Raw genomic sequence first — 24,639 nt, 5'->3', positions numbered from 1 at the left:
CCAACCGACGAAGAGAGCCACACGTGACCCCAGAGGTGCATCACCACGAAACGGAGGAGCTGTGTGATGCGGGCCTGGAAATCTACGCCCGCGCCCTGCGGGAAGGACACCTTCCCAGCGTCGAGGCGGCAACGGCACCCTGCCTGATCGACAACGGGATGCTCCACCCCGCAATCGACGACCTGGACCGGCTCGAGCCCGTCCCGCCGGCCGTCGCCCTGCAGCGCCTGCTGCGCTCCTCGGAGGACCGCATCGCCGACGAGCGGCGTCGCGGGCAACGCATGGCCGACATCTTCGAGCCCCTCATGCGCCTGGGCGCACGCAACGCCGCCGACGAGGACACCCCGGCGCTCAGAATCCTCAGCAGCAAGAGACGGACGAGCCAGGCCATCGAAGAAGCCATGGCCGAAGGCAGAAGAGAACTCCTCGCGATCCAGCCGCACGACTCACACGTCACCAAGCGCCCCGACATACTCGAAGGGGCCATGAAGCGGGACCAGGCCTTCCTCGATCGCGGCGCCCGCGTCCGGGCGTTGTACCAGCACACCATCCGCCACGCCCCCTACACACGCGCCCGCTACGAGCAACTGACCGGCGACGTGGAGGCCCGCACGCTCGACGAGGTGACCGAACGCCTCATCGTCGTCGACCGCACCGTCGCCTTCATCCCCGCCAGCGCCGACCGCTCACTCGCCCTCGAAGTCCGCCACCCCGCCCTCATCGCCTACTTCGTCAACACCTTCGACCGCCTCTGGCACCTCGCCACCCCCATGCACCCCCAAGCGGTCCACCCGCCCACCCTCAACGGCATCACCCCCCGCCAACGCGCCATAGCCGCCCTCCTCGTCGAGGGACACACCGACTCCGACGTCGCCGAGCGCCTCGGCATGAACGTCCGTACCGCGCGGGTCCACATCGCCAAACTCGCCGCCATCCTCGGCAGCGAGAGCCGGGCTCAGCTCGGGTATCTCATCGGGCAGTCGGGGATTCTCGACCGGGAAGGATGACGGGCGCGGGGACGGTCCGCGGGGAGCCGTCCAGTCCGGCCTGGGCTATGCGCACGCCCAACTGCGTGCGGCTGGCGGCGCCCAGGGTCTCCGACAGGCGGGCGATGTGGGCGCGGGCCGTGCGGACGCTGATGCCGAGACGTTCCGCGATCACCGCGTCCTGGTGGCCCTCCGCGAGGAGCGCCGCGATGGACTGCTCGCGGTGGGAGATGCCCTCGATGCCGGTGTCGGGGAGCGGGGCCGTCAACGGGATCGCCAGGCGCCACAGGCGTTCGAAGACCGTGACCAGGTAGGAGATCAGGGCGGGGTGGCGCAGTTCCAGGGCCATCGTGCGATCGGTGTTGGCGGGGATGAAGGCCACCGTGCGGTCGAAGAGGATGAGGCGGTCGATGACCTCGTCCAGGGTGCGGGCCTCCACCGCCTCGCCCATCAGCTCCAGGTAGTTGAGCAGGCCCTGCCCGTGCCGGGCCACGTGCGTGTACAGGTCCCGCATCCGCACCCCGCGCCCGCGCAGCGCCAGCGCCCGGTGCAGCCCCTCCGACAGCTCGTGCTCGCGCCGGATGCCGCCGGGCTGGACGGTGAGCACCTCCGTCGTACAGGCCTGCGTCGCCTCGTCCATCGCGGCCTGGATGCGGGACAGTCCGTCGAGGACCCGGATCGCCGTGCTCTCCGTGCCGGCCGGGTCCTGGAGCAGCCGGCCGAGGCCCGCGTACCACTCGAAGGCCTCCACCGCCGAACCCACCCGCCGCTGACTGGCGCTGACCTCCTCGTGGACCCCGCGCAGCAGCCGCGTCATGACCTCCTGCGGGGAGGTCGGCACCAGCCAGTCCATGTCGTCGGGGTCGGGGTGCAGCAGGGCCAGTTCGAGGAGGCAGGGGACCGGCTCGGCGTCACGGCGCGGCACTCGGCCGCGTCTGACGGCCCGGGAGTACAAGCGGTCCCCGGCCGCGCACAGCCGGTCGGCCCCGTGCGGGTGCTCCTGAGCCCCGTGCCCGGCCATCGCCCATCCCACCCCCGGTTCCGGCTCTTCCGCAGCGCAACTATGCGCGGCCGGGACCGGCTCCGCAACAAGGCTCCGCACGGAGCGGGGGACGAAATGGGCCGGTTGCCACCGAAATACCCGAGCCGTGGGAACGGGACGGGACGCGGGCTACTTCAGCCCGACCTCCGCGCACGCGTCGGCGTACTTGGCGGTGCAGATGTCGGTGACCTTGTAGAACCCCTCCGCGACGACCGTGTCCTCGATGTTGTCCTTGGTGAGGGCGACGACGGGGACGAGCTGGGCGGGGATGCCCTTGTGGGTGGGGCTGTCGACCTTGTCGCGGGCGAGCGCTTCGAACTGGATGTCACGGCCCTGGACCCGCGCCACGGCCATCTCCGCGGCGTTCTCGGCCTCCTGCGGATAGGACTTGTACACGCTCATGTACTGCTCGTCGGCGACGATCCGCTGCACCGCCGAGAGTTCCGCGTCCTGGCCGGTGATCGGGGGCAGGTCCGTGACGCCCGCGTCCTCGAGGGCCTTGATGATGCCGCCGGCCATGCCGTCGTTGGCGGAGTAGACGCCCGCGATGTTCTTCTTGCCGATCTTCTCGATCGCCTCGGTCATGTTCGCCTCGGCGTTCTCCGGCTTCCAGTCCTTGGTGTCGAAGGACTGGGCGATCGTCAGCTTGCCGTTCAGCTCGGACAGCGCGCCCGCCTTGAACTGCTTGGCGTTGGGGTCGGTCGACGAGCCGTTCATCATGACGATCTTGTCGGAGCTGTTCGGGTCGCCGCCGAGCGCCTCGATCAGCGAGCGGCCCTGGACCTCACCGACCAGCTCGTTGTCGAAGGAGATGTAGGCGTCGATCGGGCCCTCGGCGAGCCGGTCGTAGGCGATCACGGGGATGCCCGCGTCCTTGGCCTTCTGCACGCCGTCCGCGATGGCGTGCGCGTCGACCGCGTCCAGCACGATCACGTCGACCTTGTCGTCGACCATCTGCTGCATCTGCTGGGCCTGCTTGGCCGCGCTGGCCTCGGCGTTGGCGTACTTGACGTTGCCCTCGTCGCGGGTGAGGTCACCGACCTTCGCCTTGAAGAAGGGGTAGTCGAACTGCTCGTAGCGCGTGTTCTCCTTCTCCGGCAGCAGCAACCCGACGGTGAGGTCGTTGCCCTTGGTCGGGCTCGCGTCGTCGCTGCTCTCCGACGCGCCCAGCACACCGCAGGAGGCCAGCGAGAAGGTCATCAGGGACGCGGCCACGGATATGGCGATACGACGGGCACGGCTACTCACTGCGCTTTGCCTTCCGACACACGGGTGTGGTTGGTGAACCGGGGACCCCGGGCAACTCGGGTGACCCTGGCGCCCCTGGTGAAGGAAGCCAACGCTGTCTTCACCAAATCGTCAAGAAGTACTAGACCAATGAGACAGCACCGTTGTGAACAAGCCCCGGAGGACGGGTCTGTCCTCCGGGGCCTGCGATGCCGTTTCCCTTGTGCCGCCTGTCAGTCCGATGACTGGCCGTGGCGCTTGGGCCGCCAGACCACCAGGGCGCTGGTCTGCTGTACCTCTTGGTAAGGGACCAGGTCACGGCGGTAGGACGCGTGTACCGCGGCCTCGCGCTGACGCATCGCCGTGGCCGCGCCGTCGAGCGCGGCGGCCAGCTCCGCCGCCCGGGCCTGGAGCGCGGCGACCTGGTTCTCCAGCTCGATGATGCGCTTGATTCCGGCCAGGTTGATGCCCTCGTCCTGCGACAACTGCTGAACCTGCCGGAGCAGTTCGATGTCACGCGCCGAGTAGCGCCGGCCGCGGCCGGCCGTGCGGTCGGGGGAGACCAGGCCGAGACGGTCGTACTGCCGCAGGGTCTGCGGGTGCAGTCCGGAGAGCTGGGCCGCCACCGAGATGACGTAGACCGGGGTGTCCTCGGTCAGTTCGTACGGGTTGCGTCGACGACCGTCCATTCCCGTCAAGCTCCCTTCGCGGCCTGGAACAACTCCGCCCGCGGATCCTCGTCCGCGGTCGCCTCGCGATACGCCTCGAGCGCGTCACGAGCCTTCCCCGTCAGATCCTTCGGAACACTCACCTCCACGGTGACCAGGAGGTCGCCGCGGGTGCCGTCCTTGCGGACCGCGCCCTTGCCCCGGGCCCGCATGGTACGGCCGCCCGGCGTGCCCGCCGGCAGCTTCAGCGTGACGGGCGGACCGCCCAGGGTCGGGACCCTGACCTCGCCGCCGAGGGCCGCCTCGGCGTAGGTGACCGGGACGGTGACGGTGAGGTTGTCGCCCCTGCGGCCGAAGACGGGGTGTTCCTTGACGTGCACGACCACGTACAGGTCGCCCGCGGGGCCGCCCCGCTCGCCCGGCGTGCCCTTGCCGCGCAGCCGGATGCGCTGCCCGTCCGACACCCCGGCGGGGATACGGACCTGCATCGTCCGCGAGGACTTGGCGCGTCCGGAGCCCTTGCAGACGTCACAGGGGTCCTCGGCGATCAGCCCGCGGCCCTTGCAGTCCGGGCACGGGTCGGTGAGCGAGAAGCCGCCGCCCGAACCCCGGGCGACCTGCCCGGTGCCGACACAGGTCGGGCACACGCGCGGTGTGCCGTTCTTGTCGCCGGTGCCCGAACAGGCCTTGCAGGGCGCCTGCGAGGACATCCGCAGCGGCACGGTCGCGCCCTCGATGGCCTCGATGAAGCTCAGGGTGACCTCGGACTCGATGTCCTGCCCGCGCCGCGGCTGCGTGCGCGTGCCGCCACCCGGCGAACCGCCGGTGCGGTTGAACAGGCCGCCGAAGACGTCCCCGAGGCCGCCGCCGAAGCCGCCGGCGCCACCCTGGCCCCCGCCCTGGGCGCCGCCTCCGAAGAGGTCGCCCAGGTCGAAGTTGAAGGTGCCGCCGCCCGCGCCCGGCCCCGGCCGGAAACCGCCGTTGCCGAAGAGGCTGCGGGCCTCGTCGTACTCCTTGCGCTTCTTGGGGTCACCGAGGATGTCGTTGGCCTCGGAGATCTCCTTGAAGCGCTCCTCCGCCTTGACGTTTCCCTTGTTGGCGTCCGGGTGGTTCTCGCGGGCGAGCTTCCGGTACGCCTTCTTGATCTCGGCCTCGGTGGCGTCCTTGGGGACGCCGAGAACCTTGTAGTAGTCCTTCTCGATGAAGTCCTTCGTACTCATCCCCGACGTCCCTCCTCTCGTGCCCTGCTCGTCACTTCGAGCTCAGCCCTCGTCCGGGCCACCGCTCTCCTTGGTCCCGGCGTTGTCCTCCGCGTCGGAGCCGTCCTGCGCCTCGGAGCCGGCCTCGGCCGGTTTGACCGTCTGGGCGCCCGGCTGCGGCTCGGCGACCGCCACCCGCGCGGGGCGGATGGTGCGTTCGCCGATCCGGTACCCGGGCTGCAGGATCGCCACGCACGTCGTCTCGGTGACGTCCGGTGCGTAGGAGTGCATCAGGGCCTCGTGGATCGTCGGGTCGAAGGGCTCGCCCTCCTTGCCGAACTGCTGGAGGCCCAGCTTGGCGACCGTGGTCTCCAGCGACTCCGCGACGGACTTGAAGCCGCCGACCAGTTCGCCGTGCTCCCGGGCGCGCCCGACGTCGTCGAGCACGGGAAGCAGCTCGGACAGGAGGTTCGCGACGGCGATCTCCTTGACCGCGACGCGGTCCCGTTCGACCCGGCGACGGTAGTTCTGGTACTCGGCCTGGAGCCGCTGGAGGTCCGCGGTGCGCTCGTTCAGCGCGGTGCGCACCTGGTCCAGCTGGGCCACCAGGCCCGCGTTCTCACTCGCGTCCCCGGCCGGGGCCGCCCCCTCTTCGGAGGCGGCCTGCGGCTCGGCGTCGTCAGGGGTGGCGCCGGAGGGGACGTCGGGCTTCTCGTCGAAACCCGGGGTCTCCTCCGTCACGCGGCACCGTCCTTGCGCTCGTCGTCCACGATCTCGGCGTCGACGACGTCGTCGTCGGCACCCTTGCCGTCGGCACCGGCACCGGCACCGGCACCCGGGGCCTCGCCGCCGGCGGCCTGCGCGGCCTGGGCGTCGGCGTACATGGCCTGGCCCAGCTTCTGCGAGACGGCGGCGACCTTCTCCGTGGCGGTGCGGATCTCGGCGGTGTCCTCGCCCTTGAGCTTCTCCTTCAGCTCGGCGACGGCACCCTCGACCTCGGTCTTCACCTCGCCGGGGACCTTGTCCTCGTTGTCCTTGAGGAACTTCTCCGTCTGGTAGACGAGCTGCTCGCCCTGGTTGCGGGACTCGGCGGCCTCGCGGCGGGCGTGGTCCTCCTCCGCGTACTTCTCGGCCTCCTGGCGCATCCGGTCGACCTCGTCCTTCGGCAGCGAGGAGCCGCCGGTGACGGTCATCTTCTGCTCCTTGCCCGTGCCCAGGTCCTTCGCGGTCACGTGCATGATGCCGTTGGCGTCGATGTCGAAGGCGACCTCGATCTGCGGGACGCCGCGGGGCGCCGGCGGCAGACCGGTCAGCTCGAACATCCCGAGCTTCTTGTTGTACGCCGCGATCTCGCGCTCGCCCTGGTAGACCTGGATCTGCACGGAGGGCTGGTTGTCCTCGGCGGTGGTGAAGATCTCCGAACGCTTGGTCGGGATCGTCGTGTTCCGCTCGATCAGCTTGGTCATGATGCCGCCCTTGGTCTCGATGCCGAGGGACAGCGGGGTGACGTCGAGCAGCAGGACGTCCTTGACCTCACCCTTGAGGACACCGGCCTGCAGGGCGGCGCCGATGGCGACGACCTCGTCCGGGTTGACACCCTTGTTGGCGTCCTTGCCGCCGGTCAGCTCCTTGACGAGCTCGGCGACGGCGGGCATACGGGTGGAGCCGCCGACGAGAACGACGTGGTCGATCTCGGACAGCTGGATGCCGGCGTCCTTGATGACGTTGTGGAACGGCGTCTTGCAGCGCTCCAGCAGGTCGGAGGTCAGCTGCTGGAACTGGGCGCGGGTGAGCTTCTCGTCCAGGTGCAGCGGGCCCTCGGCGGACGCCGTGATGTAGGGGAGGTTGATCGTGGTCTCGGTGGACGAGGACAGCTCGATCTTGGCCTTCTCGGCGGCCTCGCGCAGGCGCTGGAGGGCCATCTTGTCCTTGCCGAGGTCCACGCCGTGGCCGGACTGGAACTGCTTGACCAGGTAGTCGACGACGCGCTGGTCCCAGTCGTCACCACCGAGGTTGTTGTCACCGTTGGTGGCCTTCACCTCGACGACACCGTCGCCGATCTCCAGCAGCGAGACGTCGAACGTACCGCCACCGAGGTCGAAGACCAGGATGACCTGCTCGTCCTTGTCCAGGCCGTACGCCAGCGCGGCGGCGGTCGGCTCGTTGACGATGCGCAGGACGTTGAGGCCCGCGATCTCACCGGCCTCCTTCGTGGCCTGGCGCTCGGCGTCGTTGAAGTACGCCGGGACGGTGATGACCGCGTCGGTCACCTTCTCGCCCAGGTAGGACTCGGCGTCCCGCTTCAGCTTCTGCAGCACGAAGGCGCTGATCTGCTGAGGGTTGAAGTCCTTGCCGTCCAGGTTGACCTTCCAGTCGGTGCCCATGTGGCGCTTGACCGAGCGGATGGTCCTGTCGACGTTGGTGACCGCCTGGCGCTTGGCGACCTCGCCGACGAGCACCTCACCGTTCTTGGCGAAGGCGACGACGGACGGCGTGGTCCTGGCGCCCTCGGCGTTGGTGATGACGGTGGGCTCGCCGCCCTCCAGAACGCTGACGACGGAGTTAGTCGTGCCCAGGTCGATGCCGACCGCACGTGCCATGGTGAATAACCTCCAGCTGACTTGAGTGGAACAGGCTCAAGTGTGCATGACGCCCGGCGACCGGTCAACAGAGGTGAGCCGGGCCGACTCAACTCTTATCCGTTCCTTACACGCAACGGCGCGCTGACCTGCACATTCTCGGCGCCACCGGCCCGACGAACCGGAAAAATCACCCACCGGAAGGACGCGCCACCCGGGACTCCGGTTGCCCCGAGAGGCACCGGTGACTCCTCGCGCGAGCGGCGGACGGCGGCCCGGCGGCACTCCGATCCCGCCGCAGGGGCCACGGCGGGGTCAGGGTCGCCTCAGCGACGCAGATCACCGCACGTCCGACTACAGTGCGGCGGAGGATGGGGGTAGTCTCAAACGGACTGAATAAGTTACCGCTTAGTAATACCGCCCCCTCGTAACCTCGCAGGCCCGAGGAGCCCCCAAATGCAACTCGCCGCGATCATCGTGTCGCTGGTCCTGATCGTGGTCGGCGTCGCACTGTTCGGCCGCGCCGTCCTGCAGATCTTCAACTACATGCGGCTGGGCCAGCCGGTGCCGGCCGGAACGCGGACCAACGACCCCGTGGACCGCACCGTCACCGTGGTGAGGGAGTTCCTCGGCCACACCCGGATGAACCGCTGGGGCATCGTCGGTGTGGCGCACTGGTTCGTCGCGGTGGGCTTCTTCTCCCTGCTGCTGACGATCGTCAACGCCGTCGGTCAGCTCTTCCAGGCCGACTGGATCCTGCCGGTCATCGGCGACTGGGCGCCGTACAACGTCTTCGTCGAGTTCATCGGCACCATGACGGTCATCGGCATCCTGGCACTGATCGGCATCCGGCAGCTGTCCCACCCGCGCAAGCCGGGCCGCAAGTCCCGCTTCGCCGGTTCCAACTTCGGCCAGGCGTACTTCGTCGAGGCCGTCATCCTGATCGTCGGCGTCTGCATCTTCATGCTGCACGCGCTGGAGGGCGCCCTCCACCACGTGGACGGCTACGAGGCGTCGTTCTTCATCTCGTACCCGGTCGTCTCCGCGTTCCAGGACGTGGACCTCGGGACGCTCCAGAACCTCGTCTACTTCTTCGCCGGCCTGAAGATCGCGACCTCGTTCATCTGGATGATCACGGTCGCCCTGAAGACCGACATGGGCGTGGCCTGGCACCGCTTCCTGGCCTTCCCGAACATCTGGTTCAAGCGCGACGCGAAGGGCGGCACCGCGCTGGGCGCGCTGCTCCCGATGACCTCGGGCGGCGAGCCGATCGACTTCACCGACCCCGNCCACCTGCACCGAGTGCGGCCGCTGCCAGTCGCAGTGCCCCGCCTGGAACACCGGCAAGCCGCTCTCCCCCAAGCTCCTGATCATGTCCCTGCGCGACCACGCGCACGCCAAGGCCCCCTACCTGCTCGCGGGGGAGAAGGGCCCGGAGACGGAGCGCCCGCTGGTCGGCACGCTGGAGGAGAACGGCGTCATCGACCCGGACGTCCTGTGGTCCTGCACCACCTGCGGCGCCTGCGTCGAGCAGTGCCCGGTCGACATCGAGCACGTCGACCACATCGTCGACATGCGCCGCTACCAGGTCATGATCGAGTCGGCGTTCCCGTCCGAGGCGGGCACGATGCTCAAGAACCTGGNGTGGCCTGGCACCGCTTCCTGGCCTTCCCGAACATCTGGTTCAAGCGCGACGCGAAGGGCGGCACCGCGCTGGGCGCGCTGCTCCCGATGACCTCGGGCGGCGAGCCGATCGACTTCACCGACCCCGGCGAGGACGACGTCTTCGGCGTCTCCCAGGTCGAGCAGTTCTCCTGGAAGGGCCTGCTGGACTTCTCCACCTGCACCGAGTGCGGCCGCTGCCAGTCGCAGTGCCCCGCCTGGAACACCGGCAAGCCGCTCTCCCCCAAGCTCCTGATCATGTCCCTGCGCGACCACGCGCACGCCAAGGCCCCCTACCTGCTAAGAAGATCGTCGCCACCTGCCCGCACTGCCTCAACACCCTCGGCAACGAGTACCCGCAGCTCGGCGGCGACTACGAGGTCGTCCACCACACCCAGCTGCTCCAGCACCTCGTCGACGAGGGCAAGCTCCTCCCGGTCACCCCGGTCGAGGGCATCATCACCTACCACGACCCCTGCTACCTGGGCCGCCACAACAAGATCTACACCCCGCCGCGCGAGATCATCGCCGCCGTCCCGGGCGTCCGCAACGAGGAGATGCACCGCCACAAGGAACGCGGCTTCTGCTGCGGCGCCGGCGGCGCGCGGATGTGGATGGAGGAGCGGATCGGCAAGCGCATCAACAACGAGCGCGTCGACGAGGCCCTGTCCGTCAACCCGGACATCGTCTCCACGGCCTGCCCGTTCTGCCTGGTGATGCTCACCGACTCCGTCAACGGCAAGAAGCCACCTGCACCGAGTGCGGCCGCTGCCAGTCGCAGTGCCCCGCCTGGAACACCGGCAAGCCGCTCTCCCCCAAGCTCCTGATCATGTCCCTGCGCGACCACGCGCACGCCAAGGCCCCCTACCTGCTGGCCGGCGGCGGCAAGACGATGGAGGGCGAGGAGAAGGCGAGCGAGGAGCAGCTCAAGGACGTGCCCGCCGCGGCCCTCGCCGAGGCCGAGCGCCCGCTGGTCGGCACCCTCGAGGAGAACGGCGTCATCGACCCGGACGTCCTGTGGTCCTGCACCACCTGTGGCGCCTGCGTCGAGCAGTGCCCGGTCGACATCGAGCACGTCGACCACATCGTCGACATGCGCCGCTACCAGGTCATGATCGAGTCGGCGTTCCCGTCCGAGGCGGGCACGATGCTCAAGAACCTGGAGAAGAAGGGCAACCCCTGGGGCCTGGCGAAGAAGCAGCGCCTGGAGTGGCTCAAGGAGCTGGACTTCGAGGTCCCGGTCGTCGGCAAGGACATCGAGGACCTCACCGAGGTCGAGTACCTGTACTGGGTCGGCTGCGCCGGTGCCCTGGAGGACCGCGCCAAGAAGACCACCAAGGCCTTCGCCGAGCTCCTCCACATCGCGGGCGTCAAGTTCGCGATCATGGGCGGCGACGAGAAGTGCACCGGCGACTCCGCCCGCCGCCTCGGCAACGAGCCCCTCTTCCAGGAACTCGGCATGGAGAACGTCATGTCCCTCAACGCCGCCTTCGGCGAGGAGATGGACGACGACGGCAAGGTCACCGACGAGTCCCGCAAGCCCAGGTCGGCGAAGAAGATCGTCGCCACCTGCCCGCACTGCCTCAACACCCTCGGCAACGAGTACCCGCAGCTCGGCGGCGACTACGAGGTCGTCCACCACACCCAGCTGCTCCAGCACCTCGTCGACGAGGGCAAGCACATCGAGCACGTCGACCACATCGTCGACATGCGCCGCTACCAGGTCATGATCGAGTCGGCGTTCCCGTCCGAGGCGGGCACGATGCTCAAGAACCTGGAGAAGAAGGGCAACCCCTGGGGCCTGGCCAAGAAGCAGCGCCTGGAGTGGCTCAAGGAGCTGGACTTCGAGGTCCCGGTCGTCGGCAAGGACATCGAGGACCTCACCGAGGTCGAGTACCTGTACTGGGTCGGCTGCGCCGGCGCCCTGGAGGACCGCGCCAAGAAGACCACCAAGGCCTTCGCCGAGCTGCTCCACATCGCGGGCGTCAAGTTCGCGATCATGGGCGGCGACGAGAAGTGCACCGGTGACTCCGCCCGCCGCCTCGGCAACGAGCCCCTGTTCCAGGAACTCGGCATGGAGAACGTCATGTCCCTCAACGCCGCCTTCGGCGAGGAGATGGACGACGACGGCAAGGTCACCGACGAGTCCCGCAAGCCCAGGTCGGCCAAGAAGATCGTCGCCACCTGCCCGCACTGCCTCAACACCCTCGGCAACGAGTACCCGCAGCTCGGCGGCGACTACGAGGTCGTCCACCACACCCAGCTGCTCCAGCACCTCGTCGACGAGGGCAAGCGGAGCGGATCGGCAAGCGCATCAACAACGAGCGCGTCGACGAGGCCCTGTCCGTCAACCCGGACATCGTCTCCACGGCCTGCCCGTTCTGCCTGGTGATGCTCACCGACTCCGTCAACGGCAAGAAGGCCGAATCCGACAGCGGCTCCGCCGCGGGCGTCAAGCCCAAGGAGTCCGTCCAGGTCGTCGACGTCGCCCAGCTCCTGCTCGACTCCGTCAAGACACCCGAGAGGCTTCCGTAGCCGACCTCAGAGCCGCGGGGGCCGAGAGGTCGCCTCCGCGGCCAGCTCGGCCAGGAGACCCAGTCGGTCGTGGGTCGGCGTGCCGGGTTCGGCGGTCCAGACGACGAGCCGCTGGGTGGGGTCGTGGGCGCAGGTGAGGGCGTCCCAGTCGAGGGTGAGGTCCCCGACCACGGGGTGGCGCAGTACCTTGGTGCCGTTGGCGCCGACGGCGACGTGATGTTCGCTCCACCAGCGGCGGAAAGTTTCGTCCGTCCGGCACAGTTCGCCGACCAGACGCTGCATGCGCAGGTCCTCAGGACGACGGCCGGCCTCCATGCGGAGCATCGCCACACAGACGGGGCCCACACGCTCGAAGTCCGGGTGGAGTGCCCGGAGCACCGGATCACGGAACAGCAGCCAGGCGTAGTTTCGCCGCTCGTCCGGAAGCCGGGAGAAATCGGTGAGCAGCACGGTGGCCAGTGGATTCCAGGCGAGAACGTCCATGTACCGGCCCAGTACCAGGGCCGGCACGGTGGTGAGGCCGTCCAGCACTCGCCGCAGCTGGGGCTGCACGACCTGCGCTGCGCGGTCCGGGCCGGCGTCGGTGCCCCGTCGGCAAGCTCGTGCAGATAGGCGCGTTCGTCGTCGTTGAGCCGCAGCACTTCTGCCAGAACGTTCAAGAGTGCCGCCGGCGCCTGACGGCGTCCCTGCTCCAGACGCGTGTAGTAGTCGGTGCTGATCGAGGCGAGGTGGGCGACCTCCTCCCGGCGGAGCCCTTCGACCCGTCTGTTACCGCCGGTCTCCGGCAGCCCGACGGCCCGGGGACTGAGTGCTGCCCGGCGAGCCCTCAGGAAGTCGCCGATTTCGGTGGAGGGCCGGCTGGTGGTGCTCATGGAACAGTCTCGCAGGATGGTGGGTCGCGGTGTCTCCGAGAGCCCCGAGAGGTTTTGGGGTCGATCGGGGATCCGATCGCACAGAGTGCTCACAGCATAACTCCGCCCTCCGGCGTACGCCGGAGGGCGGCACCGGGCCGGTGCTCCTCAGGAGTGGGAATCGGCGAAGAGAATCCCCTCGGCGAGCAGCTCCTCCACGTGCGCGTCGTCGTACACCTCACCGGCCACCTCGCGGGTGTGCTGGCCGACGCGAGGTGCGACGCCGCCGCGGTCGGGTCGGGTTCCCTCGAACCGCCAGGGCGGACGCAGCAGCGACACGCCGTTGTCCTCCGCTTCCACGAGCTCGAGCCACTCGGTCTGGGGGTGCTGGATGAACCCCGACATGGTGAGCACCGGCGCGAAGGGGACGTCGGCGTCGGTGAGCCGCTTCTCCCATTCGTCGGCCGGCCTGGTGAGGAACTCCGCCTTCACGATCTCGACGAGCTCGAAGTAGTTGCGCTCGCGTTCCGGGTAGGCGGCGAACCGCGGGTCCTCGGCCAGGTCGGGTCGGTTCAGCGCGTCGAGCAGGCAGTGCCAGAACTTCTGGGAGGAGGACAGGTGTATGGCTATGTCCTCGCCGGAGGCGGTCTTCAGACAGAAGTTCTGTGCCTGCGGGTGGCGGCTCTGCCGGCTGGGGTCCTGCGCGCCGTCTTCGAAGTACTGGCTGATGGCGTCGGCGATGAGTGTGCTGGCCGCCTCCATGACCGAGGTCTCCATGTGCTGGCCGGCGCCGGTGGCGTTGCGGCCGACCAGGGCCGCGAGCACACCGGTGGCGGTGGACAGGCCGGTGATCAGGTCCGCCAGGATGGTGCCGGACAGCTGTGCGGACCCGGCATCGCTCAGCAGGGAGTACAGGCCGCCGAACGCCTGCCCCATGGTGTCGTAGGCCGGCCGTCGTGCCAGCGGGCCGCCGTTGCCGAAACCGGTGACGGAGGCGTACACGAGATCGGGGCGAAGCTCGGCGCACTCCTCCCGGCTCAGCCCGAGGGCGGCGAGCTTCCCGGCGCGCATGTTCTCGAGCACCACGTCGAAGCGGGGGACGAGCGTCTTGACGAGCTCGACGCCCCTCGGATCCTTGAGGTCAACCGCGAGACTGCGCTTGCCGGCGTTGTACTGGATGAAGTACGGGCTGCGGTCGTTCTTGTGGCGCCGGAAGTCCTCGCCGGTGCCTGGCCTCTCGACCTTCACCACCTCCGCGCCCAGCGCGCACATGAGTGAGCTGGCGTAGGGTGCCGAGATGTATCCCCCGAACTCCAGGATCCGGATGCCGTTGAGCGGCTTGTGCTGCATTGGTGACCTCGCTCCGTTGTGACGGTCGCCAGCTGGTGGGATTATGTAAAATATATTTCGCGCAGATGTCAAGGGTTGACCCCCGCGGCTTCGCGTGGTGGGCCGTGCTGCGTGCAGGGTGGGATGTGGCCTGGGTCCCCTTGCCTATGGCCTGTGATAAATATATTTTATTTGAAAGTCAGGCTGAGACAAGAGGGAGTCCGTCCATGGCGACCGCTGCCACACCCGAGGAGCCGGAGCCCTCCGGGGCCGTCGATCTCTGTCGGCTCGACGAGGCGATCTCCCGCTACGTACACCCGGGTGACGCCGTACACGTCATGATGGGACACAGCCGCTGGAGCGCCCTGGTGCGGGAACTCGCCCGTCAGCACTGGGAGAAGCCCTCCGGATTCACGTTGATCATGGCGAGCCTGTCCTCGCTCGGGGCCGTGCTCTTCCGTGCCGGATGCCTGAAGAAGGTCGTCACCGTCTACTCCGGTGACTCCTTTCCGGTCTTCACCCCCAACCCGGTGTTCCAGGAGGCCTACGCCTCGGGAGCCGTGGAGGTCGAGAACTGGTCCTTCCTCACCTACATCCAGCGGCTTCGGGCGGCGGCCACGGGCGTTCCCGCGGTCGTGACGGGCTCCGTGCGCGATTCGTCGATGACGGAGAACGACACGTACCAGGAGGTGGACACCGCCTTCGGCCGGGTCGGCCTGGTGGCGCCGCTCGTGCCGGACGTGACCCTGCTGCACGCAGCCGTGGCGGACCGGCAGGGGAACCTCGCCATCGCCCCACCCATGTTCGAAGGTGTGGTGGGAGCGCTCGCCTCACGCCGGGGCGTGATCGCGACGGTCGAGAAGGTCGTGGACGACCTGCGACCCTGGTCGTCCCTGGTCCGCATCCCGGCCCACCGGGTGCTGGCCGTGGTCGAGGCGCCCTTCGGCGCGCACCCGGGCGGTGTCTTCCCCGGCACCCCCGGGACCAGGCTGCCCGTACAGGGGTATCTGGAGGACATCCCCTTCTGGGTCGCCGCCCGCGAGGCGAGCAGGGGAGAGGACTTCGACGACTGGCTGCGGGAGTGGATCCTGGAGCCGGCCGACCACGAGGCGTACCTGGCGAAGCTCGGCACCGAGCGGCTGCAGGGGCTGGTACGGGCCGCCGAGGGGCCTCCGCCGCCCGTGGCCGCCGGGGCCAAGCACTCGGGGCCGCCCACCGCGGCCGAACGGGCGGCGGTGTGGCTGGCCGACCTCGTGAACCGGCGGATCGCCGAGACCTCGGCGGACACCGTGCTGGCCGGGGCGGGGCTGGCGAACCTGGCGGCCTGGGTCGGGGTCGAGCAGGCGAAGAAGGACGGCCACCGCGTCGCCCTCGCGGCCGAACTGGGACTGTGGGACTACAGTCCCACGCCCGGCGACCCCTTCATCTTCAGCTTCCACAACTTCCCGTCGTCGTCCATGCTCCTCGACACGGAGCAGGTGCTCGGGAACCTGGTCAACGGTTCGTTCTTCCACTCGATCGCCTGCGTCGGCTCGGCCCAGATCGACCGCCGGGGCAACATCAACACGACCAAGATCGACGGCGGGCCCTACCTGGTCGGATCGGGCGGCGGGAACGACGTCATCACCAATGCCAACGAGGTGCTGGTGGTGGGGACGATGAGCCGGCGGCGTTTCGTCGAGAAGTGCGGATACGTGACCAGTCCCGGTGGCCGCGTTCGCGCCGTCGTGACGGATCTCGGGACGCTGACGATGCAGGACGGGGACCTGGTCCTCACCCACGTGGCCCCGGGGCCGGAGCCGTTGGCGGAGCGGGTCGCCCGCGTCCGCGAGCAGTGCGGATGGGACCTGGTCGTCAGCCCGGACCTCGAAGAACTCCGTCCGGTCACCGCGGCCGACGTCGAGGAGCTGCGCTCCTACGACCCCGAGGGATTGTTCCTGGGCCGTTCCCGCGCGCACACCACCCCGGCACAGCTGCACTCGGAGAAGGAAAGGAAGGCCGATGTCCACACCCGTTGAAGAGAGCGTGAGCGCGGAAGACTTCGCGGAGATCCGCGCCCAGGTGAGGGAGTTCGTGCGGGAGGAGGTGGTCCCCCGGGAGCGCGAGATCGCCGACGCCGACGCCATCCCGGACGATCTGCGGCAGAAGGCCGCCGCGATGGGCCTGTTCGGGTACGCGCTGCCGCAGGAGTTCGGCGGTCTCGGACTGGTCATCACCCAGGACGTCGAGCTGGCCTTCGAGTTCGGCTACACGGCGCTGGCCTTCCGCTCGCTGTTCGGCACCAACAACGGCATCGCCGGACAGGTGATCGCCGGATTCGGTACCGACGCGCAGAAGAAGCGGTGGCTGGAGCCGATGGCGCAGGGCGCGTGCCTGGCGTCGTTCGCGCTGACCGAGCCGGAGGCGGGATCCGACCCGTCCGGGATGCGGACCACCGCGACCTGGACGGGCGAGGGCTGGTCGATCAGTGGCGGGAAGCGGTTCATCACCAACGCGCCGCTGGCGGACCTCTTCGTGACCTTCGCCCGCGTCAAGGGCACCGAGGCCGAGGGCAGGATAGCGGTCTTCCTGGTACCGGCCGGCACCAAGGGCCTGACCGTGGGGCCGAAGGACCGCAAGATGGGCCAGGAGGGCGCCACCACCGCGGACGTCTACTTCGACGACGTACGGGTCGGTTCCGACGCGCTGATCAGCGGCGAGGTGGAGACAGGGTTCCGGGCCGCCATGACCGTCCTGGCCCGCGGCCGGGTGCACATCTCGGCCCTGGCGGCGGGCCTGGCGGAGCGAGCGCTGGACGAGTCGGTCCGGTACTCGGCGCAGAACCTGCAGGGCGGCGTGCCGACCGGTGACCGACAGCTCGTCCAGGCCATGCTCGCCGAACAGCAGTCGCTCGTGATGGCGAGCAAGGCGCTGGCCCGGGACGCGGCGCGCCACTACCTCGACGGTTCCGACCGCCGTATCGCACCGTCGGCCGCGAAGCTGTTCTGCACCGAGTCGGCCGGACGCGCCGCCGACCTCGCCGTCCAGGTGCACGGCGGCAGCGGTTACATGAGGGAGGTCGCGGTGGAGCGGATCTACCGGGACGCGCGGCTCCTGCGGCTGTACGAGGGCACCAGCGAGATCCAGAAGCTGATCATCGGACGCGAACTCATGCGTCGAGAGCGCGCCTCCGGCGCCTGATCCCCGGGACCCCGGGCGCCCGCACACAGAAGAACGTGAACGGAAAGGACAGCGATGAGCCGCTACGCACGCTTCCCCCACCTGCGTGTGGACGGGCCGGACGAGGCCGGGGTGATCGAGCTGGTGCTCGACGCCCCCAAACTGAACGCGGTGAGCGAGGAGGCCCACGCGGACCTCGCCGAGATCTGGCGGGAGTTCGACAAGGACCCCGCGGTGAAGGCCGTGCTCCTGCGAGGCGAGGGCAAAGGCTTCTCCGCCGGCGGGTCCTTCGATCTGGTGGAGAAGCTGACCAACGACTTCGAGACCCGTACCCGCACCATGCGTGAGGCGCGCGACCTGGTCTACAACGTCATCGACTGCTCGAAGCCGATCGTCTCGGCGATGCACGGCCCCGCCGTCGGCGCCGGCCTCGTGGCCGGCGTACTGGCCGACGTGTCGGTGGTGAGCCGTACGGCGAAGATCATCGACGGGCACACGAGGCTCGGCGTCGCCGCGGGGGACCACGCGGCCGTGTGCTGGCCGCTGCTGTGCGGCATGGCGAAGGCCAAGTACTACCTGATGACGTGCCGCCCGCTGACCGGTGAGGAGGCGGAGCGGATCGGGCTGGTGTCGCTGTGCACGGAGGAGGAGGACCTCCTGCCCACCGCGCGCGAGGTCGCCCACGAGCTCGCGTTGGGCGCACCGTCGGCGATCCGCTGGACCAAGCAGTCGCTGAACAACTGGTACCGGCAGGTCGCCGGGGCCATCTTCGATTCCTCGCTCGCCCTGGAGTTCTACGGCTTCGGCGGCCCCGAGGTGCGTGAGGGGCTCGCGTCGCACCGGGAGCGCCGCAGGCCGAACTTCTGATCAGGCTCCTGTTCACCCCTACCAAGGAGGTTTTCCGATGAAGCCCTACCGGTCCATGCTGTTCGTGCCGGGTCACAAGCCCAGTTGGGCCGCCAAGGCCGTCGCCTCGGGCACCGACGCGATCATTCTCGACCTGGAGGACTCGGTTCCGGCCGCGGACAAGGCCGATGCCAGGAAGACGGTCCGCGAGACCGTCGACCGGCTTCGGACCGAGGGCGTCCGAGCCGATGTCTGGGTGCGGCCCAACAGCGTCGACAGCGGCCTGTTCGGCGCCGATGTGGAGCAGGTCGTGACGGCCGGCCTGAGTGGTCTGTTCCTGCCCAAGGTGTTCACCGCCGAGGAGATCGTCCGCATCGACGCCATCGTCTCGCACATCGAGGAGCGAGAAGGGCTCGAGGCGGGTTCGATCGGCCTGATCGTCAGCTTCGAGACCGCGGTGTCGATGGCGCACTGCGAGGAGATCGCGGCGGCCAGTCCCCGGATCTCCAGCCTGCTCGGGGCGACCGGTCCCAATGCCGACGTCGGCCGGGAACTCGGTTTCGAGTTCACCCCCGAGGGCCTGGAGACCCTGTATCTGCGCAGCAGGATCGTCCTGGCCGCCCGCGCGGCCGGTCTGCACCACCCGGTGAGCGGGGTGTGGCAGGACATGGCCGACCTCGACGGGTGCCGGCGCTTCGCGGAGGACAACCGTCGTCTCGGTTACCGGGGTCTGGTGGTCATCCATCCGTCGCACGTGGCCGTGGCCAACGAGGTGTTCACGCCTTCCGCCGAGAAGGTGGACCACTACCGGCGGATGATCGCCGCGTTCCGTGAGGCCGAGGCGCGGGGGAGTGCCGCGGTCGACTTCGAGGGGCAGCACATCGACCTGGCGCACGCGAAGACGGCGCAGGGCGTGATCGACCTTGCCGACGCCCTCGCCGGGAACTGACGGACGACGGCCGTTTGCCCAACCGTCGTGAGACTGCCCGTGGCGACCAGGTCGCCACGGGCAGTCTCACGACGTACGGCAACGAACGCGTCGCCGGGGCTTCGTCGCTAGTCCCGGTCTCGGCTCGGCTCCTCACCGGACGCGCTCGTCGGCACCTTCAGCATGGCCACGGCGCACAGACTGATGACACAGGACGCCGCCATGTAGACCGACACCGACACCGTCGTGTCCGTCGCCGCCAGCAGCGCGACCATGATGAACGGAGCCAGGCCGGCCCCGAGGATGTTGGCGAGCTGGTTGCCGAGGGAGGAGCCGGAGTAGCGCATGCCGGCCGGGAACGCCTCGGCCAGCAGCGCGGTACCGGGCCCGAACATGCCTCCGCAGGCGAACAGTCCGACGGACGCGCCGACGAGCATCAGAGGGAAGCTGCGGGTCTCCATCAGCGGGAACATGGCGAAGGCCCACACACCGAAGAAGAGGGCACTGCCCGCGTAGACCTTACGGCGGTCCACCAGGTCGGACAGCCACGCGAACCCGATCGTGCCTGCCGTGAACGCCAGCATCGAGAGCATCTCCACCGTCAGCATCGTGTCCTTGGAGACGTCCAGCTCCTCGGTCGCGTAGTGGAGCAGGCCCGTGATGATGCCGTAGAAGGAGATCGTGGCCGGCAGGAAGGTGAAGGCGACCAGCAGGAGCTGCTTGGGTCGGCGCAGCACCTCCAGCACGGACGACCGGGGCGCGGAGTCCTTGCGCGTCGACGCCTTGGCCTCGGCCTGGTGGAACTCCGGTGTGTCCTCGACGTAGCGGTGCACGAAGTAGGCGACCGGGAACATCACGACGCTGAGCAGGAACGGCAGCCGCCATCCCCAGGACGAGAACTGATCGTCCGTGGTGAGGCCGCTGACGAGCAGGAAGACGAGGGTGCCGGTGATCATGCCGATGGCCACTCCGATCTGGGGCAGCGCGCCGAAGAGGCCGCGCCGGTTCGACGGAGCGCTCTCCAGTGCCAGCAGGGTGGCACCGCCGAAGTGCCCGCCCACCGAGATCCCCTGGGCGATGCGGAGCAGGACCAGCAGGACCGGGGCCCCTGCGCCGATGGCCCCGTAGGTCGGCAGCAGGCCGATGAGCGTCGAGGACACGGCCATCATCAGCATGGCTGTCAGCAGGGCGGGCTTGCGACCGAACTTGTCACCGAAGTGACCGAAGAGCGCGGCGCCGATCGGCCGGCCGGCGAACCCGACCGCGAACGTGGCGAACGTGGCGAGAGTGCTGGCCAGACTGTTTCCGGACGGAAAGAAGAGATTGTTGAGGACCAGCGAAGCAGCCGTGCCGTAGATCAGGAAGTCGTAGTACTCGATGGACTGAGCGGCGACGGAGGCGAAGAGGACGCGGCCTTGACGCGTGGTGGCCACCGGCGCGGTGGCCACCGGAGTGCTTGCTTTCGTGCTCATGTGTTCCTCGTTCTGCATCAGCGTGGGCAGGTGTGTGTTGTCCGGCGGATATCGCCATGCGGAGTCGTGCCGTCACCTGCCGCGACGGACAGGGGCAACCGAGCGCAGGATTGTATATAAAATTTAATGTGTCTAGAGTGTTGGCACGTTCGATTTCACCGTCGTAGTCGCGGAGGACATCCTGTGAGCACGTCAGAAGCCGTCCAGGGAGAGTTCCCCAACGTGGGCCATCGCGCGGGTCGGCCGCCCGAAGCCGCGGTGCCGGGCGGCTTCGGGCGGCTCCTCGGCGAACGGTGGAGCTGCCGCGCCTACCTCCCGGACCAGGTCCCCGAAGACGTCATGGCGGAGATGTTCGCGATCGCCCAACGGACGGCTTCCTGGTGCAACACCCAGCCGTGGCGGGTCTGGCTGACGAAGGGGGAGGCGACTCGGCGGTTCGCCGCCGGCCTGAGCGCGCATGCGCGCACCCACGACCAGGTGTCCGACTTCGAGATGCCCGCGGAGTACCACGGTGTCTACAAGGAACGCCGGCGCGGGGCGGGGTACGCGCTCTACGCCAGTCTGGGGATCGCGCGAGAGGACTGGGAGGCTCGTGAGGAGCAGCGCCTGAAGAACTTCGACTTCTTCGGCGCTCCGCATGTCGCGGTCGTCACCACCGACCGCGACCAGGGTGTGTACGGTGCGGTGGACTGCGGCGGCTACGTCGCGAACCTCATCAACGCCGCGTCGTCGCTGGGCGTCGCGACCATCCCGCAGGCGGCGATCGCCATGCACTCGGACCATGTCCGCGAGTACCTCCGCATCCCGTCGGACCGGCTGGTCGTGTGCGCCGTCTCCTTCGGTTACGCCGACACCTCGCACCCGGTCAACCGGTTCCGCACCACACGCGCGGACGTGAGTGACACGGTGGTCGTGTGCGGCTCGTGAACACGGATCGGCGACGGCACGCCTCAGCCCGCACCCGTCATGGGGCTTGCCCCGACGGTTGACTCCGCCCTGCCCTCGCAGAGCGGGCGGGACCGGGCGTCGACGCGGCGCCGCTGATCGAAGGACGCACCGAGGACGACGAGGAGCGCGGCGGCCACGATCAGCAGGGAGACCCCCCAGGTCGCGTGGCTGGGAGACACGGTCACCATGGCCAGAGCCGCGATCGGAGCGAATCCGCCGGCCATGGCACCGCTGATCTCACGCCCGGTGCCGAGCCCCGACGCACGGACCGCGGTGGGGAACTGACGCGCCATGAAGGGGCTCGCCGCGACGATGAGGACGGGTGCGAGGACTCCCGTCGTCAGCATCAGCAGGGCCCAGATGTAGGCGGGCCGCCCGGTGTCGAGGACCCAGAACATGGGGCACGCGAGCAGGATGACGCCGCCCGCCCCGCCCATGATCGCGAATCGTACGTCGATCCGGTCGCAGAGCCGGCCGATGACCGGCACCGTGATGATCGCGAGGGCGCTGGCGAGGGTGATCCCGAAGGACCCCACGTTGGCGGCCACGCCCTGGAATTCGGTGAGGTAGGACAGCGAGAACGTCTTGAAGGTGTAGGAGATCGCCGCGTACCCGCCGTAGACGGCCGCGACGACCGCCAGTCCGCGCCAGTCGGACTTCATGAGGTCGCGCAGCAGTTGGAGCGTCCTGCGTTCCCGCGCGTCCTTCGTCACGCGCTCGAACTCGGGGGTCTCCGGCATGGCTCGGCGGATCCAGAGGCCCACACCGACGATGGCGAAAGACGCGACGAACGGGATGCGCCACCCCCAGGTGTAGAGGAAGTCGTCACCGAAGCTCGTGACGGCGGTGACCGCCAACGAGGCCGCGAGCAGACCTATCTGAGCGCCCAGCGCGGGCAACGCCGCATAACGCCCCCTGGTCCTGTCGTCGGCGTGCTCGTAGGCGACCGTGATGGCGCTGCCCAGTTCGGCGCTGGCCCCGAAGCCCTGCAGGACGCGCAGGATCACGAGGAGCACGGGAGCGGCGATGCCGATCGCGTCGTAGGAGGGCAGCAGTCCGATGAGGCCAGAGGCGAGGCCCATGATCAGCAGGCTCAGGGACAGCACCGCCTTGCGGCCGATCCGGTCGCCGAGAACACCGAAGAGGACTCCGCCGAGAGGGCGGGCGAGGAACCCGACCGCGAAGGTGGCGAAGGCGGCCAGGGTGCTCAGGGAGGAGTCCCCCGAAGGAAAGAAGACCCGCCCGAACACCAGCGCCGCCATGGAGGCGTAGAGGTAGAAGTCGAACCATTCGAGCGTGGTGCCGATGACTACTGCCGGGCCGATCCTCTTGGGGGCCGGGGGTGGCGGGGAGGCGGATCCGGGCGCACTGAGCGGGTGTGACACGGGAAGGTCCTTCCGTACGGCCGAGCGGCGGCTTCCCGTGAGAAGTATCATATAAAAAATATCTAGTCGAGATGTCCGTTCGCGAGACCACGTGCTGCGCGCCGAGACCGCCTGGTGACCGGTTGCGCGGCCGGGGCGGCCACGCCGACGTGAGTGGCGTGACCGCCCCGGGAGCGGCGGGCGTACGTCAGAGGATGGCGTCGCAGGTCAGCCGCAGGTCAGAGGTTGTCCTTGAAGAAGGGTGTGATCTTCTCGAATGCCTCGTTGACGGCGTCGGGCTGGTCGTACAGGTCGTAGTGGCTGGCGCCCTTGACGACATGGATGTCCTTCTTCGCGGACCGGGCCCGGTCGAAGAGTTCGAAACCGTCCCGGTACGAGCCGAAGCTGCCCGGCACGTCGCCGACGATGACCTGGAGCGGCTGCGTCAGCAGTACCTCCGCCAGGTGGAACGCGTCCCAGCCCACCGCGGCGGCGAGACCGGAGAAGCGCAGTTTGTTCGGGGAGTTGGGGTTCGCTCCGCGAGGGGTCTTGTAGTAGTCGACGGCCTGCACGATATCGATGTCGCTGACACCCGCCTGCTCCCGTTCTTCCTGGGAGTTGGGGATGTAGGTCGTGATCGCCGGGTCGGCACCGCGGGCTTCGGCCGTCCGCTGCTTCCCGATCGCCTCGAGTGTCTCGACGGCGGCGTTGGCGGTCAGGTTGCCCTCGCGCATGAGCCGGCCGTAGTTCGCGCCGACGACGGTGACCAGCGCCTTGATCCGGTGCTCCGTCATCGTGGCGGCGGCGGCGTAGCCCCCGCCGCCGCAGACGCCGAGGCAGCCGACGCGGTCCTCGTCGACGTAGTCGAGGGTCATCAGGTAGTCCACGGCGCAGCGGAAGTCCTCCACTCGCGTCGGCGGGTCCTCGAGGTGCTTCGGTTCACCGCCACTCTCACCCTGGTGGGAGGCGTCGAACGCGAGGGTGACATATCCCTGCTCGGTGAGCCGTTCGGCATAGATGCTGCCGGCGGTCTGCTCCTTGCAGCTGCTGATCGGGTGGGCGCAGATGATCGCGGGATACTTCTTCGTCGCGTCGAAGTCCTTGGGGAGCCGCAGATCTGCCGCGACGTCCCAGGTGCGGTTCTTGAACCGGACGGATTCCATGGCTGCTCCTTGCCGTATGCGTCGCCGTGGGGCGACGGTCCTGTGCGGCCGGGGCGGGTCGTGACCCGGTGGCGCGTGCCGGACCTGCGCACGCACATCCACATACTGGACAATTCCACCGATCGAGCCGGCTAACCAGGGCCAGATCGGGCCCCCCATGAGGAGTGACATCAGCCCCTCGGGCTTCGCGACAGGACCTCGCCCAGCGCCACGAGTCGATCAGCCACTCGACCATGGGGCGGCCGGTCGGTACGCGGCACGGGCGAAACGGCCCTCCCGTTCCCGTACGAGCCGCACCCCCGGGGCACGGGCGCCCGTGGGAAGCGGTCCTCGGACGGGCCGCCACGTGGACGGGCCGGGTGGCGGCGGGGGAGCGTCAGAGCCTCAGCGTTCCTCTTAGGGGTCCGACGGCTCGGCGATCGCCCGGACCGTCGTGGCGTCCCGCATCGGGGGCCAAGGCCCCCAGCGGAGCTCAGCTCGCCCTGGGGGTGCCAAGTGCCGTGACCGTCGCCCACGTGTCGGCCTCCGGCGCCCCTGCGTGCGTCTGATGCCGCCCCCCCGTTATGTTCTTCGCGGTCCTGCAAGAGGGCCGCTGGCCTCCGGGCCCGGCATGGCTGGTCCCCCCTGTCGGACCGATGACCTGGGGGGTGGTGCCACCGGGCCCGAGAGGCGCCGTTGGAG

17 protein-coding genes and 5 pseudogenes are annotated in these 24,639 nt (G+C 68.9%); 11 read left to right on the top strand and 11 right to left on the bottom strand.

The window, feature by feature from the left end; translation table 11 throughout:
• Window positions 1-23: 23 nt before the first annotated feature.
• Window positions 24-1,007, top strand: a complete 984-nt coding sequence (locus ABS735_RS00110; RefSeq protein WP_373904874.1) for a helix-turn-helix transcriptional regulator — start codon at window positions 24-26, stop codon at window positions 1,005-1,007.
• Here the strand turns inward: ABS735_RS00110 and ABS735_RS00105 are convergent.
• The 6 genes from ABS735_RS00105 to dnaK form a co-directional block, all read right to left on the bottom strand.
• Complete coding sequence (locus ABS735_RS00105; protein ID WP_373904873.1) at window positions 970-2,007, bottom strand: helix-turn-helix transcriptional regulator; 1,038 nt, start codon at window positions 2,005-2,007, stop codon at window positions 970-972. The genes ABS735_RS00110 and ABS735_RS00105 overlap by 38 nt on opposite strands.
• Before the next feature lie 150 nt (window positions 2,008-2,157).
• The gene (locus ABS735_RS00100; RefSeq protein ID WP_373904872.1) at window positions 2,158-3,276 is read right to left on the bottom strand and encodes a sugar ABC transporter substrate-binding protein; all 1,119 of its coding nucleotides are present in this window, start codon (window positions 3,274-3,276) and stop codon (window positions 2,158-2,160) included.
• A 212-nt stretch (window positions 3,277-3,488) separates the two neighbouring features.
• Window positions 3,489-3,944 (bottom strand): heat shock protein transcriptional repressor HspR, encoded by a 456-nt coding sequence (locus tag ABS735_RS00095; protein WP_061443442.1) that lies wholly within the window; start codon window positions 3,942-3,944, stop codon window positions 3,489-3,491.
• A gap of 5 nt (window positions 3,945-3,949) precedes the next feature.
• Window positions 3,950-5,143 carry a molecular chaperone DnaJ gene (gene dnaJ, locus ABS735_RS00090; protein ID WP_373904871.1) on the bottom strand — a complete coding sequence of 398 codons (1,194 nt, stop codon included), beginning with the start codon at window positions 5,141-5,143 and terminating at the stop codon, window positions 3,950-3,952.
• Between the two features lie 42 nt (window positions 5,144-5,185).
• Window positions 5,186-5,863, bottom strand: coding sequence for a nucleotide exchange factor GrpE (gene grpE, locus ABS735_RS00085; RefSeq protein ID WP_373904870.1), 678 nt, complete (start codon window positions 5,861-5,863; stop codon window positions 5,186-5,188).
• Window positions 5,860-7,722, bottom strand: coding sequence for a molecular chaperone DnaK (gene dnaK / locus ABS735_RS00080; RefSeq protein WP_373904869.1), 1,863 nt, complete (start codon window positions 7,720-7,722; stop codon window positions 5,860-5,862). Before dnaK ends, grpE begins: the two co-directional genes overlap by 4 nt.
• Window positions 7,723-8,157: 435 nt before the next feature.
• Between dnaK and ABS735_RS00075 the strand changes: the two are divergent.
• From ABS735_RS00075 to ABS735_RS00055, 5 genes and pseudogenes are all read left to right on the top strand, one after another.
• Window positions 8,158-9,350: pseudogene (locus tag ABS735_RS00075) on the top strand (4Fe-4S dicluster domain-containing protein); the annotation flags it as partial.
• 303 nt (window positions 9,351-9,653) lie between these two features.
• Window positions 9,654-10,109 (top strand): annotated as a pseudogene (locus ABS735_RS00070) ((Fe-S)-binding protein); the annotation flags it as partial.
• A pseudogene (locus ABS735_RS00065) lies at window positions 10,109-11,512 on the top strand ((Fe-S)-binding protein); the annotation flags it as partial. The pseudogenes ABS735_RS00070 and ABS735_RS00065, both read left to right, overlap by 1 nt.
• A gap of 35 nt (window positions 11,513-11,547) precedes the next feature.
• Window positions 11,548-11,706 (top strand): annotated as a pseudogene (locus ABS735_RS00060) (hypothetical protein); the annotation flags it as partial.
• Window positions 11,707-11,754: 48 nt separating this feature from the next.
• Window positions 11,755-11,898, top strand: a complete 144-nt coding sequence (locus ABS735_RS00055; protein WP_476755820.1) for a hypothetical protein — start codon at window positions 11,755-11,757, stop codon at window positions 11,896-11,898.
• A 6-nt stretch (window positions 11,899-11,904) separates the two neighbouring features.
• Here the strand turns inward: ABS735_RS00055 and ABS735_RS00050 are convergent.
• Window positions 11,905-12,770, bottom strand: a pseudogene (locus tag ABS735_RS00050) (helix-turn-helix domain-containing protein).
• Between the two features lie 147 nt (window positions 12,771-12,917).
• Window positions 12,918-14,099, bottom strand: coding sequence for a CaiB/BaiF CoA transferase family protein (locus ABS735_RS00045; protein ID WP_373906614.1), 1,182 nt, complete (start codon window positions 14,097-14,099; stop codon window positions 12,918-12,920).
• 206 nt (window positions 14,100-14,305) lie between these two features.
• On the opposite strand from ABS735_RS00045, the gene ABS735_RS00040 reads away from it, so the two are divergent.
• Genes ABS735_RS00040 through ABS735_RS00025 form a run of 4 tightly spaced genes read left to right on the top strand, consistent with a single transcriptional unit; the run spans window position 14,306 to window position 19,032 of the window.
• On the top strand, window positions 14,306-16,096 hold the full coding sequence (locus ABS735_RS00040; RefSeq protein WP_373906615.1) for a CoA-transferase: 1,791 nt from the start codon (window positions 14,306-14,308) through the stop codon (window positions 16,094-16,096).
• Entirely contained in the window at window positions 16,080-17,258 is a 1,179-nt protein-coding gene (locus ABS735_RS00035) for an acyl-CoA dehydrogenase family protein (RefSeq protein WP_373906616.1), read from the top strand. The genes ABS735_RS00040 and ABS735_RS00035 overlap by 17 nt, the downstream gene beginning before the upstream one ends.
• 54 nt (window positions 17,259-17,312) lie before the next feature.
• On the top strand, window positions 17,313-18,104 hold the full coding sequence (locus tag ABS735_RS00030) for an enoyl-CoA hydratase/isomerase family protein (RefSeq protein WP_373906617.1): 792 nt from the start codon (window positions 17,313-17,315) through the stop codon (window positions 18,102-18,104).
• A 37-nt stretch (window positions 18,105-18,141) separates the two neighbouring features.
• The gene (locus ABS735_RS00025) at window positions 18,142-19,032 is read left to right on the top strand and encodes an HpcH/HpaI aldolase/citrate lyase family protein (protein ID WP_373906618.1); all 891 of its coding nucleotides are present in this window, start codon (window positions 18,142-18,144) and stop codon (window positions 19,030-19,032) included.
• Window positions 19,033-19,139: 107 nt separating this feature from the next.
• On the opposite strand, the gene ABS735_RS00020 is transcribed toward ABS735_RS00025, so the two are convergent.
• A complete protein-coding gene (locus ABS735_RS00020; RefSeq protein ID WP_373906619.1) occupies window positions 19,140-20,483 on the bottom strand; it encodes an MFS transporter in 1,344 nt (447 codons plus the stop codon).
• Between the two features lie 183 nt (window positions 20,484-20,666).
• On the opposite strand from ABS735_RS00020, the gene ABS735_RS00015 reads away from it, so the two are divergent.
• Window positions 20,667-21,410 (top strand): nitroreductase, encoded by a 744-nt coding sequence (locus ABS735_RS00015; protein ID WP_373906620.1) that lies wholly within the window; start codon window positions 20,667-20,669, stop codon window positions 21,408-21,410.
• A 23-nt stretch (window positions 21,411-21,433) separates the two neighbouring features.
• On the opposite strand, the gene ABS735_RS00010 is transcribed toward ABS735_RS00015, so the two are convergent.
• Window positions 21,434-22,816, bottom strand: coding sequence for an MFS transporter (locus ABS735_RS00010; protein ID WP_373906621.1), 1,383 nt, complete (start codon window positions 22,814-22,816; stop codon window positions 21,434-21,436).
• Window positions 22,817-23,034: 218 nt separating this feature from the next.
• Window positions 23,035-23,958 carry an alpha/beta hydrolase gene (locus ABS735_RS00005; protein ID WP_373906622.1) on the bottom strand — a complete coding sequence of 308 codons (924 nt, stop codon included), beginning with the start codon at window positions 23,956-23,958 and terminating at the stop codon, window positions 23,035-23,037.
• Window positions 23,959-24,639 lie beyond the last annotated feature (681 nt).

Origin of the sequence: Streptomyces sp. MMCC 100, assembly GCF_041538145.2 — a bacterium.
In the GTDB taxonomy this organism is placed as follows: Bacteria; Actinomycetota; Actinomycetes; order Streptomycetales; family Streptomycetaceae; genus Streptomyces.
Note: the sequence above shows the minus strand (reverse complement) of the source record. Positions and strands in the feature narration are given on the sequence as shown.

Bases quoted from the DNA above. Each gene is read 5' to 3' on its own strand.
- dnaJ (WP_373904871.1), bottom strand. From the start codon at position 5,143: ATGAGTACGAAGGACTTCATCGAGAAGGACTACTACAAGGTTCTCGGC.
- ABS735_RS00055 (WP_476755820.1), top strand. From the start codon at position 11,755: ATGCTCACCGACTCCGTCAACGGCAAGAAGGCCGAATCCGACAGCGGC.
- ABS735_RS00025 (WP_373906618.1), top strand. From the start codon at position 18,142: ATGAAGCCCTACCGGTCCATGCTGTTCGTGCCGGGTCACAAGCCCAGT.
- ABS735_RS00020 (WP_373906619.1), bottom strand. From the start codon at position 20,483: ATGAGCACGAAAGCAAGCACTCCGGTGGCCACCGCGCCGGTGGCCACC.
- ABS735_RS00045 (WP_373906614.1), bottom strand. From the start codon at position 14,099: ATGCAGCACAAGCCGCTCAACGGCATCCGGATCCTGGAGTTCGGGGGA.
- ABS735_RS00095 (WP_061443442.1), bottom strand. From the start codon at position 3,944: ATGGACGGTCGTCGACGCAACCCGTACGAACTGACCGAGGACACCCCG.
- ABS735_RS00005 (WP_373906622.1), bottom strand. From the start codon at position 23,958: ATGGAATCCGTCCGGTTCAAGAACCGCACCTGGGACGTCGCGGCAGAT.
- dnaK (WP_373904869.1), bottom strand. From the start codon at position 7,722: ATGGCACGTGCGGTCGGCATCGACCTGGGCACGACTAACTCCGTCGTC.
- ABS735_RS00035 (WP_373906616.1), top strand. From the start codon at position 16,080: ATGTCCACACCCGTTGAAGAGAGCGTGAGCGCGGAAGACTTCGCGGAG.
- ABS735_RS00030 (WP_373906617.1), top strand. From the start codon at position 17,313: ATGAGCCGCTACGCACGCTTCCCCCACCTGCGTGTGGACGGGCCGGAC.
- ABS735_RS00105 (WP_373904873.1), bottom strand. From the start codon at position 2,007: ATGGCCGGGCACGGGGCTCAGGAGCACCCGCACGGGGCCGACCGGCTG.
- ABS735_RS00040 (WP_373906615.1), top strand. From the start codon at position 14,306: ATGGCGACCGCTGCCACACCCGAGGAGCCGGAGCCCTCCGGGGCCGTC.